At 55.3% G+C, this 16,031-nt stretch carries 11 protein-coding genes and 1 pseudogene; 8 read left to right on the top strand and 4 right to left on the bottom strand.

Annotated elements, in window-relative coordinates; genetic code table 11:
• Window positions 1–31 precede the first annotated feature (31 nt).
• On the top strand, window positions 32–1,909 hold the full coding sequence (locus FE783_RS01105; protein ID WP_138877468.1) for a hypothetical protein: 1,878 nt from the start codon (window positions 32–34) through the stop codon (window positions 1,907–1,909).
• Between the two features lie 77 nt (window positions 1,910–1,986).
• Window positions 1,987–2,148, top strand: coding sequence for a glycoside hydrolase family 78 protein (locus tag FE783_RS37350; RefSeq protein WP_158301561.1), 162 nt, complete (start codon window positions 1,987–1,989; stop codon window positions 2,146–2,148).
• Window positions 2,149–2,361: 213 nt separating this feature from the next.
• On the opposite strand, the pseudogene FE783_RS01100 reads toward FE783_RS37350, so the two are convergent.
• Together FE783_RS01100 and FE783_RS01095 are read right to left on the bottom strand one after the other, a co-directional pair.
• Window positions 2,362–3,897, bottom strand: a pseudogene (locus tag FE783_RS01100) (catalase); the annotation flags it as partial.
• A gap of 96 nt (window positions 3,898–3,993) precedes the next feature.
• Window positions 3,994–4,872, bottom strand: coding sequence for a LysR family transcriptional regulator (locus tag FE783_RS01095; protein ID WP_138877466.1), 879 nt, complete (start codon window positions 4,870–4,872; stop codon window positions 3,994–3,996).
• A 408-nt stretch (window positions 4,873–5,280) separates the two neighbouring features.
• Between FE783_RS01095 and FE783_RS01090 the strand changes: the two genes are divergently transcribed.
• The 4 genes from FE783_RS01090 to FE783_RS01075 all read left to right on the top strand — a co-directional run bounded on the left by FE783_RS01090 (window position 5,281) and on the right by FE783_RS01075 (window position 12,306).
• Entirely contained in the window at window positions 5,281–6,558 is a 1,278-nt protein-coding gene (locus tag FE783_RS01090; RefSeq protein WP_138877465.1) for an adenylosuccinate synthase, read from the top strand.
• Window positions 6,555–6,788 (top strand): HAD family hydrolase, encoded by a 234-nt coding sequence (locus FE783_RS01085; protein WP_158301560.1) that lies wholly within the window; start codon window positions 6,555–6,557, stop codon window positions 6,786–6,788. The genes FE783_RS01090 and FE783_RS01085 overlap by 4 nt, the downstream gene beginning before the upstream one ends.
• Before the next feature lie 535 nt (window positions 6,789–7,323).
• The gene (locus FE783_RS01080) at window positions 7,324–9,255 is read left to right on the top strand and encodes a ligand-binding sensor domain-containing protein (protein WP_138877463.1); all 1,932 of its coding nucleotides are present in this window, start codon (window positions 7,324–7,326) and stop codon (window positions 9,253–9,255) included.
• A 15-nt stretch (window positions 9,256–9,270) separates the two neighbouring features.
• The gene (locus tag FE783_RS01075) at window positions 9,271–12,306 is read left to right on the top strand and encodes an FIMAH domain-containing protein (RefSeq protein WP_138877462.1); all 3,036 of its coding nucleotides are present in this window, start codon (window positions 9,271–9,273) and stop codon (window positions 12,304–12,306) included.
• Window positions 12,307–12,375: 69 nt separating this feature from the next.
• Here the strand turns inward: FE783_RS01075 and FE783_RS01070 are convergent, their stop codons facing one another.
• Window positions 12,376–13,785, bottom strand: coding sequence for an extracellular solute-binding protein (locus FE783_RS01070; protein ID WP_238402816.1), 1,410 nt, complete (start codon window positions 13,783–13,785; stop codon window positions 12,376–12,378).
• A gap of 197 nt (window positions 13,786–13,982) precedes the next feature.
• Between FE783_RS01070 and FE783_RS01065 the strand changes: the two genes are divergently transcribed.
• Complete coding sequence (locus tag FE783_RS01065) at window positions 13,983–14,531, top strand: DUF3862 domain-containing protein (RefSeq protein WP_238402815.1); 549 nt, start codon at window positions 13,983–13,985, stop codon at window positions 14,529–14,531.
• Window positions 14,532–14,675: 144 nt separating this feature from the next.
• Here the strand turns inward: FE783_RS01065 and FE783_RS01060 are convergent, their stop codons facing one another.
• The gene (locus FE783_RS01060; RefSeq protein WP_202916106.1) at window positions 14,676–15,440 is read right to left on the bottom strand and encodes an AraC family transcriptional regulator; all 765 of its coding nucleotides are present in this window, start codon (window positions 15,438–15,440) and stop codon (window positions 14,676–14,678) included.
• Between the two features lie 348 nt (window positions 15,441–15,788).
• Here FE783_RS01060 and FE783_RS01055 point away from each other — a divergent pair, with 348 nt between their 5' ends.
• Window positions 15,789–15,986, top strand: coding sequence for a phytanoyl-CoA dioxygenase family protein (locus FE783_RS01055; RefSeq protein ID WP_138877459.1), 198 nt, complete (start codon window positions 15,789–15,791; stop codon window positions 15,984–15,986).
• Window positions 15,987–16,031 lie beyond the last annotated feature (45 nt).

Raw genomic sequence — 16,031 nt, 5'->3', positions numbered from 1 at the left:
GCCCCGTGTCTGCGGATTGAGGAGGATTGCGATGAAGGATAGAGACATTGTCGGAATATCACGCCGCAAGTTATTGACTTTTGCCGGCATGGCGGGAGCGGCGGCATTGTACGGTACTATGGCGGGGGCGGCCGGCGGTTCGGTCGCCCAGGTTACGGAATCGGTGTACGGGGACGGGGACTGCGGAACAGACTGCTGCGTCCCTGTCGCGGTCATTGACGATATGTCAAGCTTGCATGGCTGTATGGGTTCGGAAAGCAAGCAGCATTTGCTTGTTCGGGGTTATCATCCGGGCACAACGGTAGGAGGGGGGCGGCTGTTCTGGAACGCCGCGCTTCCTCGCACCGTGCACGATGGCGGCATTTATTTTTCCCCAACCGCGCCATGGACCGGCAATATTTCCGATTATATGGCTGGCGTAGGCGAAACGGAGCCCCTGAATTATGGCGTCTGGCAGCGGGAAATTCGAACGGCCTGCAGCCTTTACGATTGGGGAGGACAATTCGAGAGCGACTGCCGCGCTGCGATGAACGCCGCACTGGCATCGGATGTAGAAACGATCGTTGTTCCGGACCGGGTGACGTTGGGACAGCATGTATTCGATTGCGAGAGAAAAGTGATAATCGGCGGACGGGAAGTGGAGTTTGCCGGAGCAAACGCCGGTTATCGGCCAAGAAACTGCGACTATATCGAGTTTAAGGATTTTTCCGCGCTCCGCATGTCGATGAATGTTGAGGATCGGCATATTTTTGTAGGCCCGGCGGGCGGTGCGGCAATCGGCAAATTTGTCGTGCGGAACTGCTCTGGCAGCGGGGGAATCATTGGTGTGGCCGCAAGCTTCGAGAACGGCCGCTCCATCGGGCGTTGCGAAATTACGCATAACGATTTTTCCGATCTGCAGGGGGAGGTTGGAGGGCAGGGCTACGGGATTCAGTATGCAAACGAGAATCTTGACGGAACGGCGCTCATTGCCCATAACAAGGTAACAAGGGCGGGGCGGCATTCCTTTTACATCGCGCGTAATCCCGGAGGACTTGTGGAGTTGATCGGCAATATTGCCGTCGATCATCGTGAACATGCGACGGCGACCCGAAACAACTATCGTCCGGCGTTTTGCATCGCGCGCTCCAGCCATGTGATCGGTTTTGGGAATGTGGTGGATGGTTATCATGACGGCGCCTGGCTGATCGACTGGGAAAATGAACCTGTGGCGAACCCCTTGTTTTGCCGGGGCATTGCCATCTATGCCAGCACGATCAAAAATCCGCGCAATTTTTTAAACGGCATTTCGTTCGGAAATTTGTCGCCGTCGGCCGAAGCATTGCGGGATATTGCCTTTATCGGAGTGGATTATGTCTGTACGGGCGTGCCGGCGCCGCTGTTCGCTTTTAATTACGGTCACAATCTGTTAATCAGCCAGATCTCGGCCAGATTTGATCAGATGACCGGAGTTTTCCGGATGGGCATGCTGACGGGCAGGACGGAGGCGGATTCTTCCCATCATGTTGTGGAGCATGTCCGTGTACGGGTGACAAACAGCCCTGCCGCTATATTTGCCGTATTCCGAATTCAACTTGGCTCCAACACGCAGCAGATCAGAACCTGCATCAGACAGGTGGATTATGTATCCGATGCGGCCGTTAACAAAACGTTCGACGCCCAATTGCTCGTGAACAATCGGCGCATTGAACTTATGGGGTGCGAGGCTGACGGACTGGCCGAAGGCGTGCCGAGTCGGGCTTCCTTCCCTTCCATGCCCTGGAACGGTTTGATCGTCGAGGCTGCTGCGACCACGCCGGTCGGTACGGCAGTTCCGCACTATTTCGGTCAAGAGTGCTACCTGACCCATAACGGGACGTTTTGGAAAGCCAATGGGACGACGAGCGCGGATTGGGTTAAGCTCGGCTAAAGACAAACCGACTGCCGGTTGCTGCCATACCTATAATCAAAACGGCGAACAGCCGGTTGGGAGAGGCTTCGAATTAGTTGCGCAAAGAGCCTGTCGGAATAAGCCCCGACAGGCTGAGCTTTTCATGGAGCATCGGCGGGGAGCGTATTCGTCGGCAGAGCGCCTGGAAGGTGCTCGTGTCCGCCGATGCGAACGCGCTTGGCGAAAACTGCGGCGACGTATGGGACAGCGGCAACTAGAGACGGCTCGTCCATGACGCATATCATCGGATAAGATTTCCTCTATTTTCCCAAAAATTGAAAAAAACCAGAAATAGCGGAAATTTGATCCGCTATTTCTGGTTTTCCGGGCGAATTGCGTCAATAGCCGTCCGTCGTGCGGCCCATCTCGTCGGCCATCTCCACGCCCCGCTGCACTTGGGCCGAGCCCATCCGCGCAGCCGACGAGCCCGCCTTCGTCAAGCTCTCGGATACTTTGCGTCCGTACTCGGGATCGGCGTTAGTGAAATATTCGATCATTTTGTCGCGGATTACCGGCCGGCATACGAGAAGCGCGTCCGTCAAATTGGCGATCAGTTCGTCCCGCTCCCAGTCCTCGAAGCGGCGGTACGTTTCGCCGGCTTGCTTGAAGTCGTTGGCTCGTTCGATTTTGCGCCGTACGAGCTTGTCGTTATAGGCGGGCTCGTGTTCTTTGCCGGCCGGCTCGGCTTCGCGCAAGCCTCCGATCGAGGACGGCTCGTAGTTGACATGCGGATTTTGGTCCGGAGCCCGGTCGACGATGAAGGCCATCTGCCCGTCGCGCTGGTTGGTCGCCACATGTTTTTTCGGAGCGTTGACCGGCAATTGCAAATAGTTCGTTCCGACCCGATGCCGCTGCGTATCCGAATAGGAGAAGGTCCGGCCTTGCAGCAGCTTGTCGTCGGAGAAGTCGAGGCCGTCGACTAGCACTCCGGTGCCGAAGGCCGCTTGCTCCACTTCGGCGAAGTAGTTTTCCGGATTACGGTTCAGCACCATTTTGCCTACAGGCAGGAAAGGAAACTGCTCGGCATCCCACAGCTTGGTCGGGTCGAGCGGGTCGAAGTCGAGCTCGGGATGCTCGTCGTCGCTCATGATCTGCACGCACAGCTCCCACTCCGGATAGTCGCCGCGTTCGATCGCCTCGTACAGGTCCTGCGTCGCATGGCTGTAGTTTTTGCCTTGAATTTCTTCCGCTTCCTTCTGCGTCAAGTTGCGGATCGGAGCTTTCAACGGCTCCCAGTGGTATTTGACGATAACGGCTTTGCCGTCCGCGTTGACCCATTTGTACGTATTGACGCCGGAGCCCTGCATCTGCCTGTAATTGGCCGGAATGCCCCACGGGGAGAACACGAACGTGACCATATGGGTCGCCTCCGGGGAGTTGGACAAGAAGTCGAACATTCTTTCCGGATCGCTTATGTTCGTCACGGGATCGGGCTTGAACGAGTGCACCATATCGGGAAATTTCAGCGGGTCGCGGATGAAAAAGATTTTCAGGTTGTTGCCGACCAAGTCCCAATTGCCGTCTTCGGTATAAAATTTTACGGCAAAGCCGCGCGGGTCCCGCAGCGTCTCCGGCGAGTGGGCGCCGTGCACGACGGTGGAGAAACGGACGAACACGGGCGTCCGCTTGCCCGCTTCCTGAAACAGCTTGGCCCGGGTATAAGCGGCGACCGGCTCATTCCCCGCTTTGCCGTAAGCTTCGAAGTAGCCGTATGCGCCGGCTCCGCGCGCATGTACGACTCGCTCGGGAATGCGTTCTCGGTCGAAATGCGAGATTTTCTCGATAAAATGATAATTTTCCAATGTGGACGGCCCGCGGCTTCCGACCGTGCGGATATTCTGATTGTCCGAGATCGGGTGTCCTTGACGGTCGGTCAGCGTCATCGCGCCTTCGCCCGTCCCCGTCCGGGGATCGGCGGCACCTCCCGCACCGGCGGCGGTTGTTTCGTGCGTATAGTCCGAGTTCATGCGATCGATCGTCCTCCTGGGCAGTTTTTGCGAACAAATCCATTTTTTGCCCGGACGGATTGGAATATGCATCGGACCTGCGAATTACATGTGCTTTCAGGGCAATAGCTCAAGCAGACGCTGAGCGGCCGCGGACAGCGGAACGTCGCGGAGCGTGACGAGGCCGACGTAACGGGGCGGCAGGGCGGGCTCGAGCGGCAATTCGCGCAGTGTCCCGTCGGCCAGCTCGCCGGCGATGAATTCGCGAATGACGCATCCGACGCCAAGGCCGATTCGCGCAAACTGGACGATCAGCTCGATGCTGCCGAGTTCGATTTCCGGCCGGAGGCGGACGCCTTGCCGCTCGGCGAATTCGTCCGCGTAACGACGGATGCTGCTCCCCCGCTCGAGCATGAGCAGCGGCAGCGCGGCCAGCTGTTGCCACGATAAGGGATGCTCCGTTGCAGCGGGGTGGTCATGTCCCGCGACGAAGCAGTCTTGCAGCGAGATGCTTTCACGGATGTGCAGCTGCCGGTCTTCGATAGGCAAATTGACGATGCCGAAATCGATTCTCCCTTCCTTCAGCAGCGCGATCGTTTCCCGAGTCGTCCGGTTCGTCACTTGAATTTTGACGTTCGGGTGCTCCTTGTGGAACGATTCCAAATACGGCAGCAAGTAGTAGCGGCACAACGTGTCGCCGGCGCCGATCTTCACTTCTCCGGCCATCAGCATGCGCATCTCGGCGATTTTCTTCTCTCCGTTCTCGAGAAAATGATGCGCCTGGGAGACGAACTTCAGCAGCACCTCGCCTTCGGCGGTCAGCTTGACGCCGCGAGACGTCCGGAAGAACAGAGCGCCCCCGAGACGGAATTCCAGCTGTTTGATGGCATGGCTCACGGCGGGCTGCGTGATGAACATGCGCTCCGCCGCTTTGGAGAAGCTGCCGGTTTGGGCTACCTCGTAAAATGCCCGGTACCATTCCATATTTTCAATCATGGCGAACATCCTTTGTATGGTAGTAAATGAGCCGTGACGGCAACGATGAGGAACAATAAGTTCCGTTATTGCACGAAAGACGCTCCGTGAACGGGGATAAAGGAACGATTATTTCCTTTATTGTCTGTGACGGGGCCGTTTCCGCTCGTTTTTTTGCGAATAAAGGAACTAAGACTTCCTCTTGTCATCCTGTTCATAGGTTCAATAGAGAATAGAGGAACTAAAAGTTCCTTGCCCGCGAAATAGCAAAATCCGGATTTCCGCTAATGTAACGTTAACGCGTCGCGAAGTAGCTTGATATTCATTTAACTAATATCAGCTATCAATACTATTCATTTTATTTATGGATTTGCCTTTATTATAATCGGATTGAAAGGAAGATGACAAGAACGAAAGGGGCAATGACAAATGCCGGTAACGGCTGTCGTGGGCGCGAATTGGGGAGACGAGGGAAAAGGCAAAATAACGGACGCTTTGGCGGGAACGTCGAATATAGTCGTCCGGTTTCAAGGCGGCAGCAATGCGGGCCATACGATCATTAACGAAAAAGGCAAGTTTGCGCTGAGCTTGCTCCCGTCGGGCGTATGCCGTCCCGGAACGATCAACGTGATCGGACCGGGCGTGGCGTTTCACCCGGGCGATTTTTTCGCGGAGCTGGACAATTTGATCGAAAGGGGCATCCCTGCCCCGGAGTTGAGGGTGTCCGATCGGGCTCAGCTCGTAACGCCTTACCATCGCCTGTTCGACGCGCTGGAGGAAGAGCGGCTCGGCGACAGGCAGTTCGGATCGACGAAGAAAGGAATTGCACCGTTTTATGCGGATAAATATTTGAAGCTGGGCGTTCAGGTCGCCGATTTGTTCGACGAGCGCCGGCTGCTGGCGCGGCTGGAAACGGCGCTCGAAGCGAAAAACGTGCTGCTGCGGCAATTGTATGGCAAGTCGGAGCTTGATGCGGCGTCTGTGGCGGAGCAGCTGCTCCGTGATGCGGAGCGGTTAAAGCCTTACGTATGCGATACGACGGAGCTGCTGCAGTCGGCTTGGAAGCGCGGCGAGTCGATACTGGTGGAAGGTCAGCTGGGGGCGCTCCGCGACCCGGATCACGGCATATATCCATTCTCCACGTCCTCCTCGACATTGGCCGGTTTCGCTTCGGTCGGAGCGGGCTTGCCCCCCTATGCGATCGATCGCGTCGTCGCCGTGACGAAGGCGTATTCGAGCTGTGTCGGGACCGGTCCGTTCGTGACCGAGCTGCACGGCGCGGAAGCGGAGGAGCTGCGCAAACGGGGCGGGGACGCGGGCGAGTACGGAGTAGTGACCAAGCGGCCGCGCCGGGTCGGATGGTTCGACGCGGTAGCGACCCGATACGGCTGCATGGTGCAAGGGGCGACCGAGGTTGCGCTGACGAATCTCGACGTGCTCGGCTATTTGGATGAAATTCCGCTGTGCGTCCAATACCGGACGGAAAGCGGAACGACCGGCTCCTTTCCGGTCAATGCGCAGCTGGAAACGGCGCAGCCGGTGCTGGAGAAGATGCCGGGCTGGCGAACGGCGATATCGGACGTGCGCTCGTTCGACAAGCTCCCCCGTGAAGCGCAAGCCTATGTGCTGCGGATCGAGGAATTGATCGGCGTACCGGTGCGCCGGGTATCTGTCGGACCTCACCGGGATCAGATGTTCGAGCGGTGAGCTGGGGGTGCCGGGAAGCGGGCTGCTGCGGCTTGGCGCCGGAGGATGCGGCCGTGATCGGCGACCTTTGGGACGTTGACATCGCGGGGGCTCGCCATGCGGGAATTCGCGCGATCTGGTTAAACCGCCGGAACGACCCGATTCCGGACCCGACGCTTGCCGAGGTTATTACTGAACCGTTGGCGGCGTGGCCTCTGCTTTTTCCCGGTTTATGCGCTATCGGCCGGTAGCAGTTGTATGAGAATGACCGTCCCTTTTTGCAAGGGGACGGTCTTTTTGCTGCTCAAGCATATATGGGTATCTCGTTGACATGGATAACAGTCTTTACAAGCTCGTATTTGCCGCTTTCCGCGTCCACATTCGCAATTCACGCATCCTCCAAGGGCAAGCTGCACAAGTGGAACGCTCTTCAAAGTCGAGTCCCGCTGTTCGTTTAATAGTATCCTTAGGTGTATAAATAAACGAATGATCAGATTGATTAAAGCTTATTAAATATGGATTGACAATAATTTCGGCCGTACTTATACTTTTTGTATACCAAAGGATACCAATACACAATCGCGTCATGAACTCATTTAGCCCGAAAGGAGGTGGCCGGCGTTAACGAGACGCGTGATCGCACGACCGGATAGCTGTCGGCAGGCAGCCTTCGGTTCAGACGATTCACCGCGTTCATGCTGTGGAATACATGGATATTCGTACGAATATCCGGACAGAACGCTTAACTAGCGTTAGCTCTCATTTCTTACATCGGAGGATTCGGGTATGGGGACTTTAGTAGACCTGGGAACGGCGCTCACATTGGTGATCAACAACGGAAGCGAGATCGGCCGTGACCAGAGGGGCAACGTTGTGATCTATACCGTTATTAAAGGAGGGAACGACAGCGCGGCATTTGCAGTAGTCGACGCACTAAGCGCGGAAGTATTGACGTCGATCGATATGCCCGGGGTCAGCGGGTCTTGGGGGTTAAAGGCGGCGAGTGACGGATCGGTGTATATGGGAACATACGGAAACGGCCGGATGTACCGGTACGTGCCGGGCAGTGACCGCATCGAGGATTTGGGCCGGCTCGGCGAAGAGACGTTCGTCTATTACTTGACGGAAGGCAAAGACGGCATTCTTTATACGGGGACGTATCCGAATGCAACCCTATTCGCCTATGATCCGGCCGCGAAGCAAATTCGCAATCTGGGGCGGGTGCACCCGACGGAGAAGTATCTCGATTCCCTCGTCTACGATCCGATCCGGAATGTGCTCTATGCGGGTTTGGGCAGACAAACGGCCAGATTGTTCCGCATCGATCCCGCCACCGGAGAGCGGGAGGAGCTGCTCGCCAAGCTGCTTCCGGACGACTATGCCCGCTACCAATCGGTATTTTGCATGGGCTACGGGCTCGGAAAGCTGTTTATCCGGCTGAGCAAACCCGATCATCTGCTTATTATCGATACGGCGACGGAAACGGTCGAGTATTATGATCCGGGCGGCGGCCTCGGACTCGGCTGCAAGACGGTGGCGGTCATGCCGGGAGACGACGAGCATATTTATTTCGGCGGTAAAATGCTGCGTTCGTACAACGTGAAAACCCGGACGTTTGCCGACAAGTTCCCCGCCGATCCCGTGAAAGCGCTTCATTATCAGGATGCGAAATTTATGGAGCTGCATCATTCGCAATGGCCCGGCTATACGATGGTTTCCGCAGCAGAGGGCGGACGGATTATGCTGTTCAATAAGGACACGGGACGAACGGCCGAGTCGCGCTTCCGTCATAACGGGACTCCGGTTCAGGTTCGCAGCTTGTGCGCCGCGGCGGACGGCCGTGTGTACACCGGCGGATATATGATGGGCTTCTCTTCTTACAGCGACGTTGACGGTACGTTCTCCGAAACGCATGAATTCGGCCAAGCCGAATCGATCGCCGACTTCGGAGGGAAAGTATACGCCGGGATATACGGCAATGCCGGGCTATACGAGTACGATCCCGCCAAGCCTTGGGGGGGCGGCAACCCGCGCAAGCTATGGGATTTGATGAAGGAGGGTCAGGACCGGCCGTTCGCGATCGTCGGCGCGGAGCGGCTGAACAAGCTGTTTATCGGTACCGTGCCCGATACGCATTCGCTTCAAGGGGCGCTGGCGGTATATGACTTAACGACAACGGAGCTGCAAGTTTACAAAAATATCGTCCATAACCAAGGAGTCGTCTCTCTTCTGTACAAAGACGGCCTTCTATACGGCGGTACGACGATATACGGAGGTTTGGGCACGAGCGGTCCGACGGAGACCGCGGGCAAGCTGTTCGTCTTCGATCCGGCAACCGGCGAGAAAGTGTTTGAACTTGCTCCGGCCGCGGGCTGCGGAACCGTAAGCGGTTTAATCGACGGTCCGGACGGCTTGATTTGGGGGATTGCGGAAGATTGCGTGTTCCAATTCGACCCCGGGTCCCGGAAAATCGTGTACTGCGAATCCAAGCTTCTGCGTAACGAAAAGAGAGAGACGGTATGGGCCGACGCCTCGCTCGCGATCGGCAAAGACGGCAACGTATACGGAACGAATGTGGCCAGGCAGTTTTTCATGATCCGCCCGGCTACGATGGAGCTGACAAAGCTGGGGAACGGGCTGCGCTATTTAACCGCTGACGTTAACGGCACCATGTATATGTCCGATGAAACGAATTTGTGGAAATATACGCCGGAATGAAGGAGTGAGCAACCTATGGCGGCAATTCGGAGCAGGTACGGCAAAAGCGCGAGTCGGTTGGCCATCCTGTTGACGATGGTGTTGGCATTCTTGACGGTTCTGAATGTTTCCTATCCGGGCATTGTCCGATCCAACGGAAGTTTACTGGCAAACAGAGGCTTCGAACAACCGCTTGGACCGGCAGGAATACCCGGATGGACGCCGTATATCGGTACGGAAGCGTCTCTGTCGAGCGCGATCCGGTTCGAAGGCAATTATTCATTGCGAATCCAGGATACTTGGAGCGACAAGGGCGGCGGCGTATACAGCGATAAAATACCCGCGCTGCCGGGGGAAATATTCCGGGCCACGGTAAATGTCAATGTAGTGACCGGCGGCGGACAGCTGTATCTGGAATATTTGGATGCGGCGGGCGCAAGAATCGGCAGAGACGGCATGTACACCCCGGTGACGAACGGAGCTTGGTATACGCTGCAGACGGATGGCACGACACCGGAGAGGACGGCGTATATCCGCGTGAATATGATTTGCGGAACGAGCGAGCTGTGCGACGCATATTACGATCAAGTCGAGCTTGTCCGGAGAGACTCGAGCTTTCGCAGCAAGTTCGGCAGTCCCGTCGTCATTCCGGATGCCGTTCCTCTGCAGCTCGGTCAGGCCGCCGCTATCGGAATGACCGCGGAAGGCCGCATGGAGACGTACTTTTATTCCAACGGCTCGCCCGGCACGTTTTATGCGCTCGATGCATGGACCGGGGAGAAGTTGTTTTCCAAGCAAGTTCAAGGAACGAACATCGTCTGGGCCATGACGATCGGCAGCGACCGTAACGTTTATTTCGCCAGCTCCAACAACGGCCGGTTGTACAAATACGATCCGGCAGCGAAAGCATTGACCGATCTCGGCGTCAATCCGTCGGGCAAATTCGTCTGGTCGCTGCAGCCTTCTCCGGACGGCAGCTTCTTGTACGGCGCTACTTATCCGGGAGGCAAAGTATTCGAATACGCCGTCGGCACGGGCGCGATTCGCGATTTGGGCAATATGAAGCAAGGGAAAGAGTACGCCGAAGGGGTAGGCGTGACGGATCGGTACTTGTATGTAGGCGTAGGTCCTTATACAGGCACCGAGACGAGGATGCTCGTCCGATATGACCGTCAGACGGGTGAGAAGACCGAAATTCCGACGACGAGCAAAGGGACTTTCATTCAGGATACCCGAATATACGGCGGCAAATTGTTCGTGGAAAGCAGCAGATTCGCATTCGTCCTCGATGAAGCGACCCATCGGACAATTGGCGGTTTCCCGTACAGCGGGGAAGTATCGCCCCCGTACCCTCTCGACAGCCGGTATTTGTATTACAAATACACGGATAAAATGTACCGCTACGATCTCGTTACGGATACGCGCACGGAGACGGCGACTTTGCCCGATTATATGCAGGATTCGGATATTAAAGCGTTCGCTTGGGGAGTTCCCGAGACGGGGCCTTTCGCGGGGCAAACGGTGCTGCTCGGCATTACGCTCGACGGCGAATATTTCATATACGAGCCTCGGAGCGGGCTGGTTGAAACGCCTAAGCTGGATATGTCGGCTCAAGGGGTTACGATCCAGTCGATGAGCTACGGACCGGACGGCAGCTTGTACGCAGGCGGCTATCATAAAGGGTTGTCCGTGTACGACACGGTATACCGGCGCTTCGACGTGCAGGAGCAGGGGCTGCATCAAGTGGAAGGCGTCGGCTATTTGAACGGCAAAGTATATTTCGGCGTGTACGCCGGAGCGCGCATCTACGAGTATAACCCGGAGCTGCCATGGAGCATCGGCGGCAGCGCCGCCGCGAACCCGCGTCTTGTGCGCACCGTTGCCGGGCAAGATCGTCCGTTCATCTTCGAGCCGGGCGGCAATAAGCTGTTTATCGGTACGATTCCGGCATACGGCAAGCTCGGCGGAACGTTGACCGTATACGACGGCGGCACCCAGTCGTGGAAGGAATATGATCATAGCCGGGTTGTTCCGAACCAAAGCATCGTCGGTCTTGCGTACAAGGACGGCAAACTTTACGGCAGTACTTCCATATTCGGAGGACTCGGAATCGATCCGACGGAAGCCGCCGCGAAAGTATTCGTATGGGATGTGGCGGGCGAGAGGAAACTGATCGACAAGACGCTGTCCATACCGGGAATAGCGAGCCCGATCGTCATCGGCGATTTGGAGTTCGGCCCTGACGGCTTGTTATGGGGAGCCAGCGTCGGCACGATATTCGCCCTCGATCCGGTTACGCTCGATGTCGTCAAAAGCCGGGTGATCTACAATATCGCTCCCGACAAAAGCCAGTGGCGCCCGATCTACTTATATTTCGGCGCGGACGGACTGCTGTATACGAATGTCGGCTTGACCGTAACGGTGATCGATCCGCAGACGCTCGATTACGAGCAACTGGCCAAATCTACGACGCTGCTGTCGATGGATCGCGAAGGAAGCTTGTATTACGCATCCGACTTGAAAAATATCGGATATTTGCCGATCCGGCTTGGAGAAGTCGCTGCCGAAGCCGGTGACGGCGTTGTCGAATGGGGAGCGAGCAGAACGGTTCGGCTGACGGCAACCTGGATGAGCGGCCGCCCCGTCGATTTGGCGGAAGCCGAGACGCGATGGGTCGTAAGCGATCCGAGTGTCACGAGAGTCGTCTACGGCAAGCTGGAGGGACTTACTCCTGGCAGAGCGACGGTGTATCCGGAAGTAACGGTACGGGGTCAAACCGTACGGGGCAACACGCTGGAAATCGTCGTGCAGGCGTCGGTGGATAAATTGGAAGACGAGCTCGAGAAGCTGCATGATCGCGGAGTCGTATCGCAGCCGTTGTATGTACAGCTGAGAAACGACTTGCGCCAAGCCGACCATTTCGCGGATAGCGGGAAGATGGAGAAGGCAGGCGAGTTTATGCGCAGATTCAAGGAGCTTGTGGAACAGGCCGGTTTAACGGGAACGGCTTGGACGGAAGCGAAGCGGATATTGCTTGCGGCATCGAACGATTTGCTGGAACGCTGGAAGTAAGGGCAAACGCGGTGACGGGAAAGGCTTGCAGGATGCGACAGACGCATCCTGCAAGCCTTTTGTGTTCCATCATGATCGCGCGTCATTGCCGGCGGAAAACTTCGCCGCAAGCTTCTCCAGTATCGGCTCCAGCTCTTCCAGCCGGGACCAATACAGCTTCAGATCCTGGCCCATTTGGAGCAAGTAGTCGGTAGGCAGCCCGAGAGTAGAGGCAAAGCGGAAGGTCGGGATAATATCGCGGTACATGTGAAATCGGTAGGGACGGTTCGCAACGCATTCGCCTTCTCCTACCCATTCCGCCGCGCGTTTCAGGCTTGGAATGCTGAGCGTATTCAAGCGGATGAACATCTGGTTCCGATGCGACAATAAATAATCGATGAACAGCTTGGCTGCATGCTTTTTGTCGGAGCGGGCGTGCATGGCGAGCGCGATGGCGCCGAGCAGCGTCCTCGATTCGCGATAATGCGGCAGCGGCGCGATGTCGTAGACGAACGGGGCGCTGCGGAAATCGTTCAAACTGTCGTACGTACACAAGATCATCGATACTTTCCGGTTCAAAAACAAAGCATGGGCATCGCTGTCGTTCTCCGACAAGAAGACCGGAAAAAGCTGCGGATCGCGAACAAGATCCCTGCAAACGGACAGTGCTTCTTTCAGCTTCGGATCGTTCAGGACGTAGCCGCCTTCCCCGTCCTTGCGGAAGACGATGTCGTTCTGCAACAAGAAGATCGGCCATCGGTTGCCGGAAGGAAGATGGAAGTAGAAGCCGAAACGGTCGCTGCCGTTGGACAACGCCCTTCCTGTCGCGCGCAAATCTTCCCAGGTCCAGCTGCTGTCCGGCTCGGGCAAATGTTGTTCCAGAAAGTGCTCCTTGTTGTAGCAAAGGATGACTGGAGTGAAGACGAGAGGCAGCGCATACAGCTTGCCATCCGTACGGAACGGCTGCGCAAGAAATGGATAGAGGCCGTCGTTCGGCGCAAGAGGCTCAAGCGGACATGACTCTTGTTCCGGAGCGGCAAAATATTCGAAGTCATGTGCGTTTATCGTAACGACGTCCAGATTGTCGGTCCGAAGCCGTTCCGCATTGAACGCCGGATCGTACCGGTGAGAGACGGGAACCGCTTGAACGCGTATGTTCGGATACTGCTGCTGGAAGGCGTCGATCATGTCGAGCAAGTTGATTTCACGCACCATTTTCGGGTAATAGCCGAACTTCAATACGACGGTTTCGTGATGGACCGATCCGATAATACGCGCGCCGATCCTCGGGACTTTCTCGATATAGCCTTCGTCCACGAGCACCTCCAGTCCTTTGCGGACCGTTTTTTTGCTTAGCTGAAACTGTTCGCACAGCGTCAGTTCGGGAGGAAGGTAATCGCCGACGCTTCTTGCGCCCGTTATGATTTCATCTCTTAATGTTCCGATCATATGCTCCAGTCTTGTTCTGGCGCCGGACCGTTTCGAGCTCGAACTCACCATGATCACTCCGCAATGTAAGTCACCGATAGATTTTGTGGCTAATTATACCTGATACGCAACCGGTTGTCATGCCGGCCGACGGGGTTTCTCTGCTTGCTGCCGGGATCTTTTCGTTTTCTGGAACTTTTCAACCACGAAATCGTAAGGAGATGATACAATCGTCAAAGGTGCAATTTACCAAAAAGGGGGAGCATTACTTGGCACACAAGGCAGGAAAGGTATTTTCCTATATACTACTCGGTCTCATCGCTACCGTGGGGGTATCGTCACTTGTTTCATCGCGTGAGAACATGGCTGTAAGCATTTTTACAACGTTATGTCTGTTGTGTATAGCAATGCTGATTTTAGGCTTAATAAGCCCGTCAATCATACCGGGTAAGTTCAGGTCAAGAGCAAAAGTCACTGCTATTTATTTGACGGGCAGCATCCTCTTTTTTGTTGCCGTAGGAATGGTTTCAAATACGACAATCAGTACAGAGGTTGGAAATCAACCTAAACCGGTTGTGGAGAATAAGCCGACAATCAATAAAAAAGAATTCAATAAAATAAAGACAGGAATGACGTATGACCAAGTTAAAGAAATGATCGGCAGCGATGGAGAGGTAATGTCTGAAGTAGGGGTGAAAGGGGAAAAGGATCATACAATTGTTTACAAGTGGAAAGGAGTAGGGGCTATCGGAGCAAACGCGACAATGACATTCCAAAACGGTGTACTCCAAGCTAAAGCGCAAATCGGATTAAACTGACTCGAAATCCTCCCGAAAGGAGGATTTTTCTAATTGCACTTTTTCGACTGTTCGATTTATAACGAGAACAAATGTTTGTGCGGACGGAACAGGATATACGTTTACGTGGCGACAAAGCGAGAATCCGGTCCGCGTCCCGCCTTGCTATACCCGGTGAGAACTGCGATAGCGCGAAGGGCTCATATCCATCTCCTTGGAGAACACCCGACTTAAATAAAACGCGTTCTGATAGCCGCACTGCTCGGCGATTTTCTCCAGTGGCTCCTCGGTATCGGTCAGCATCTGCTTAGCTTTCTGCATGCGGAGTTGCGTCAAATATTTAACCGGAGAGATGCCCATTTCCTTTTGGAATTTGCGGGTAAACTGCGACTGGCTCAAGCCGGCGCGGGCGGCGGCGCGCTGCATGGAGACGTCTCCGAACGCTTGCCCGTCGATGTATCGCAATGCTTCCAATATACCGGCGTCCTGCGGCGCCGATTCTTTTCTCCGGGCGGCGCACTCTTCGATGTATTGGTACAGGATATCGTTCAGCAAATGCTCTGCATAGGTGCGGGACACGTTCAGCCGAGATTCTCTCAAACAGGCCAATGTATGCAGAAGACGGGAGGAGTTTCGGAACGTCAGCTTGCCCGTATATGGAAAATCCGTCGGTTCTTTACCCGAGAATGCCTGCAAATGGAAATGCGCGAAGTGGAAAATGAGCGGAGACAACGCTTTTCGGCGCAGCACTTGTCCCGGCGGACAAAGGACGGCTTCCCCGACCCGCACTTCTCCCGACTGATCCCCGATCTCATAATGGAACCGTCCTTCTTCACATACGAGCAGCGCCCATCCGACGTATACTTCTTCCGCGAGCTTGAAGGTAGCCCGCTCTTTGGAATAATAATGCACGAGCAAGCCCGTGCTCACCTCTCCTATCGTCTCGATCCCCGCCGCCTCCCGCCTTAATAACAAAAAAGTATATGTAGAACGATAAACGAATGCATGTCATTTGTAAATAGAAAGATGTACGATACATACAGAACAACATCAAACATAACAAAAAAGTGGAGGTTGAAATCGGATGGACGCGATTTTATCGTATGAGCAGTTGGAGAGCTACAACCGGAAAGGGTACATGGTAGTGAAAGGAGCTTTCACCAAGCAGGAGGCTGCGGTATGGCAGGCGGAATGCGACAGGCTGCTCAGCCTAGACGACGACATCGTCAATCCGCTTAATGTGCGAGTTGGTTTCCGCCAACTAAACGGGGGGACTCGGTGGAGAAATTCGACCCGCTCGTCGACATTTCTCCGGTATTTGCCGCACTGGTCTGGGACGAAAGCATATTGTCTCCATTGCGCGACATTTATCTCGACGAGCCGCTTCTGTTCAAAGATAAACTCATCTTCAAGCTGCCCGGCATGAGCGGGTATACGATGCACCAAGACGGTGCAAAAAAAGCGTTTACGTCGTGAGTGCTAATAAACGCAACTAAGCATCTCTATGCAAGGACGATCAGT

It is taken from the genome of Paenibacillus mesophilus, from assembly GCF_005938385.1.
GTDB lineage: Bacteria > Bacillota > Bacilli > Paenibacillales > NBRC-103111 > Paenibacillus_AB > Paenibacillus_AB mesophilus.
This window is presented reverse-complemented; position numbering and strand designations above follow the sequence as displayed.

Coding starts and splice junctions, on each gene's coding strand:
- FE783_RS01090 (WP_138877465.1), top strand. CDS start 5,281: ATGCCGGTAACGGCTGTCGTGGGCGCGAATTGGGGAGACGAGGGAAAA.
- FE783_RS01070 (WP_238402816.1), bottom strand. CDS start 13,785: ATGGTGAGTTCGAGCTCGAAACGGTCCGGCGCCAGAACAAGACTGGAG.
- FE783_RS01075 (WP_138877462.1), top strand. CDS start 9,271: ATGGCGGCAATTCGGAGCAGGTACGGCAAAAGCGCGAGTCGGTTGGCC.
- FE783_RS01095 (WP_138877466.1), bottom strand. CDS start 4,872: ATGATTGAAAATATGGAATGGTACCGGGCATTTTACGAGGTAGCCCAA.
- FE783_RS01105 (WP_138877468.1), top strand. CDS start 32: ATGAAGGATAGAGACATTGTCGGAATATCACGCCGCAAGTTATTGACT.
- FE783_RS01080 (WP_138877463.1), top strand. CDS start 7,324: ATGGGGACTTTAGTAGACCTGGGAACGGCGCTCACATTGGTGATCAAC.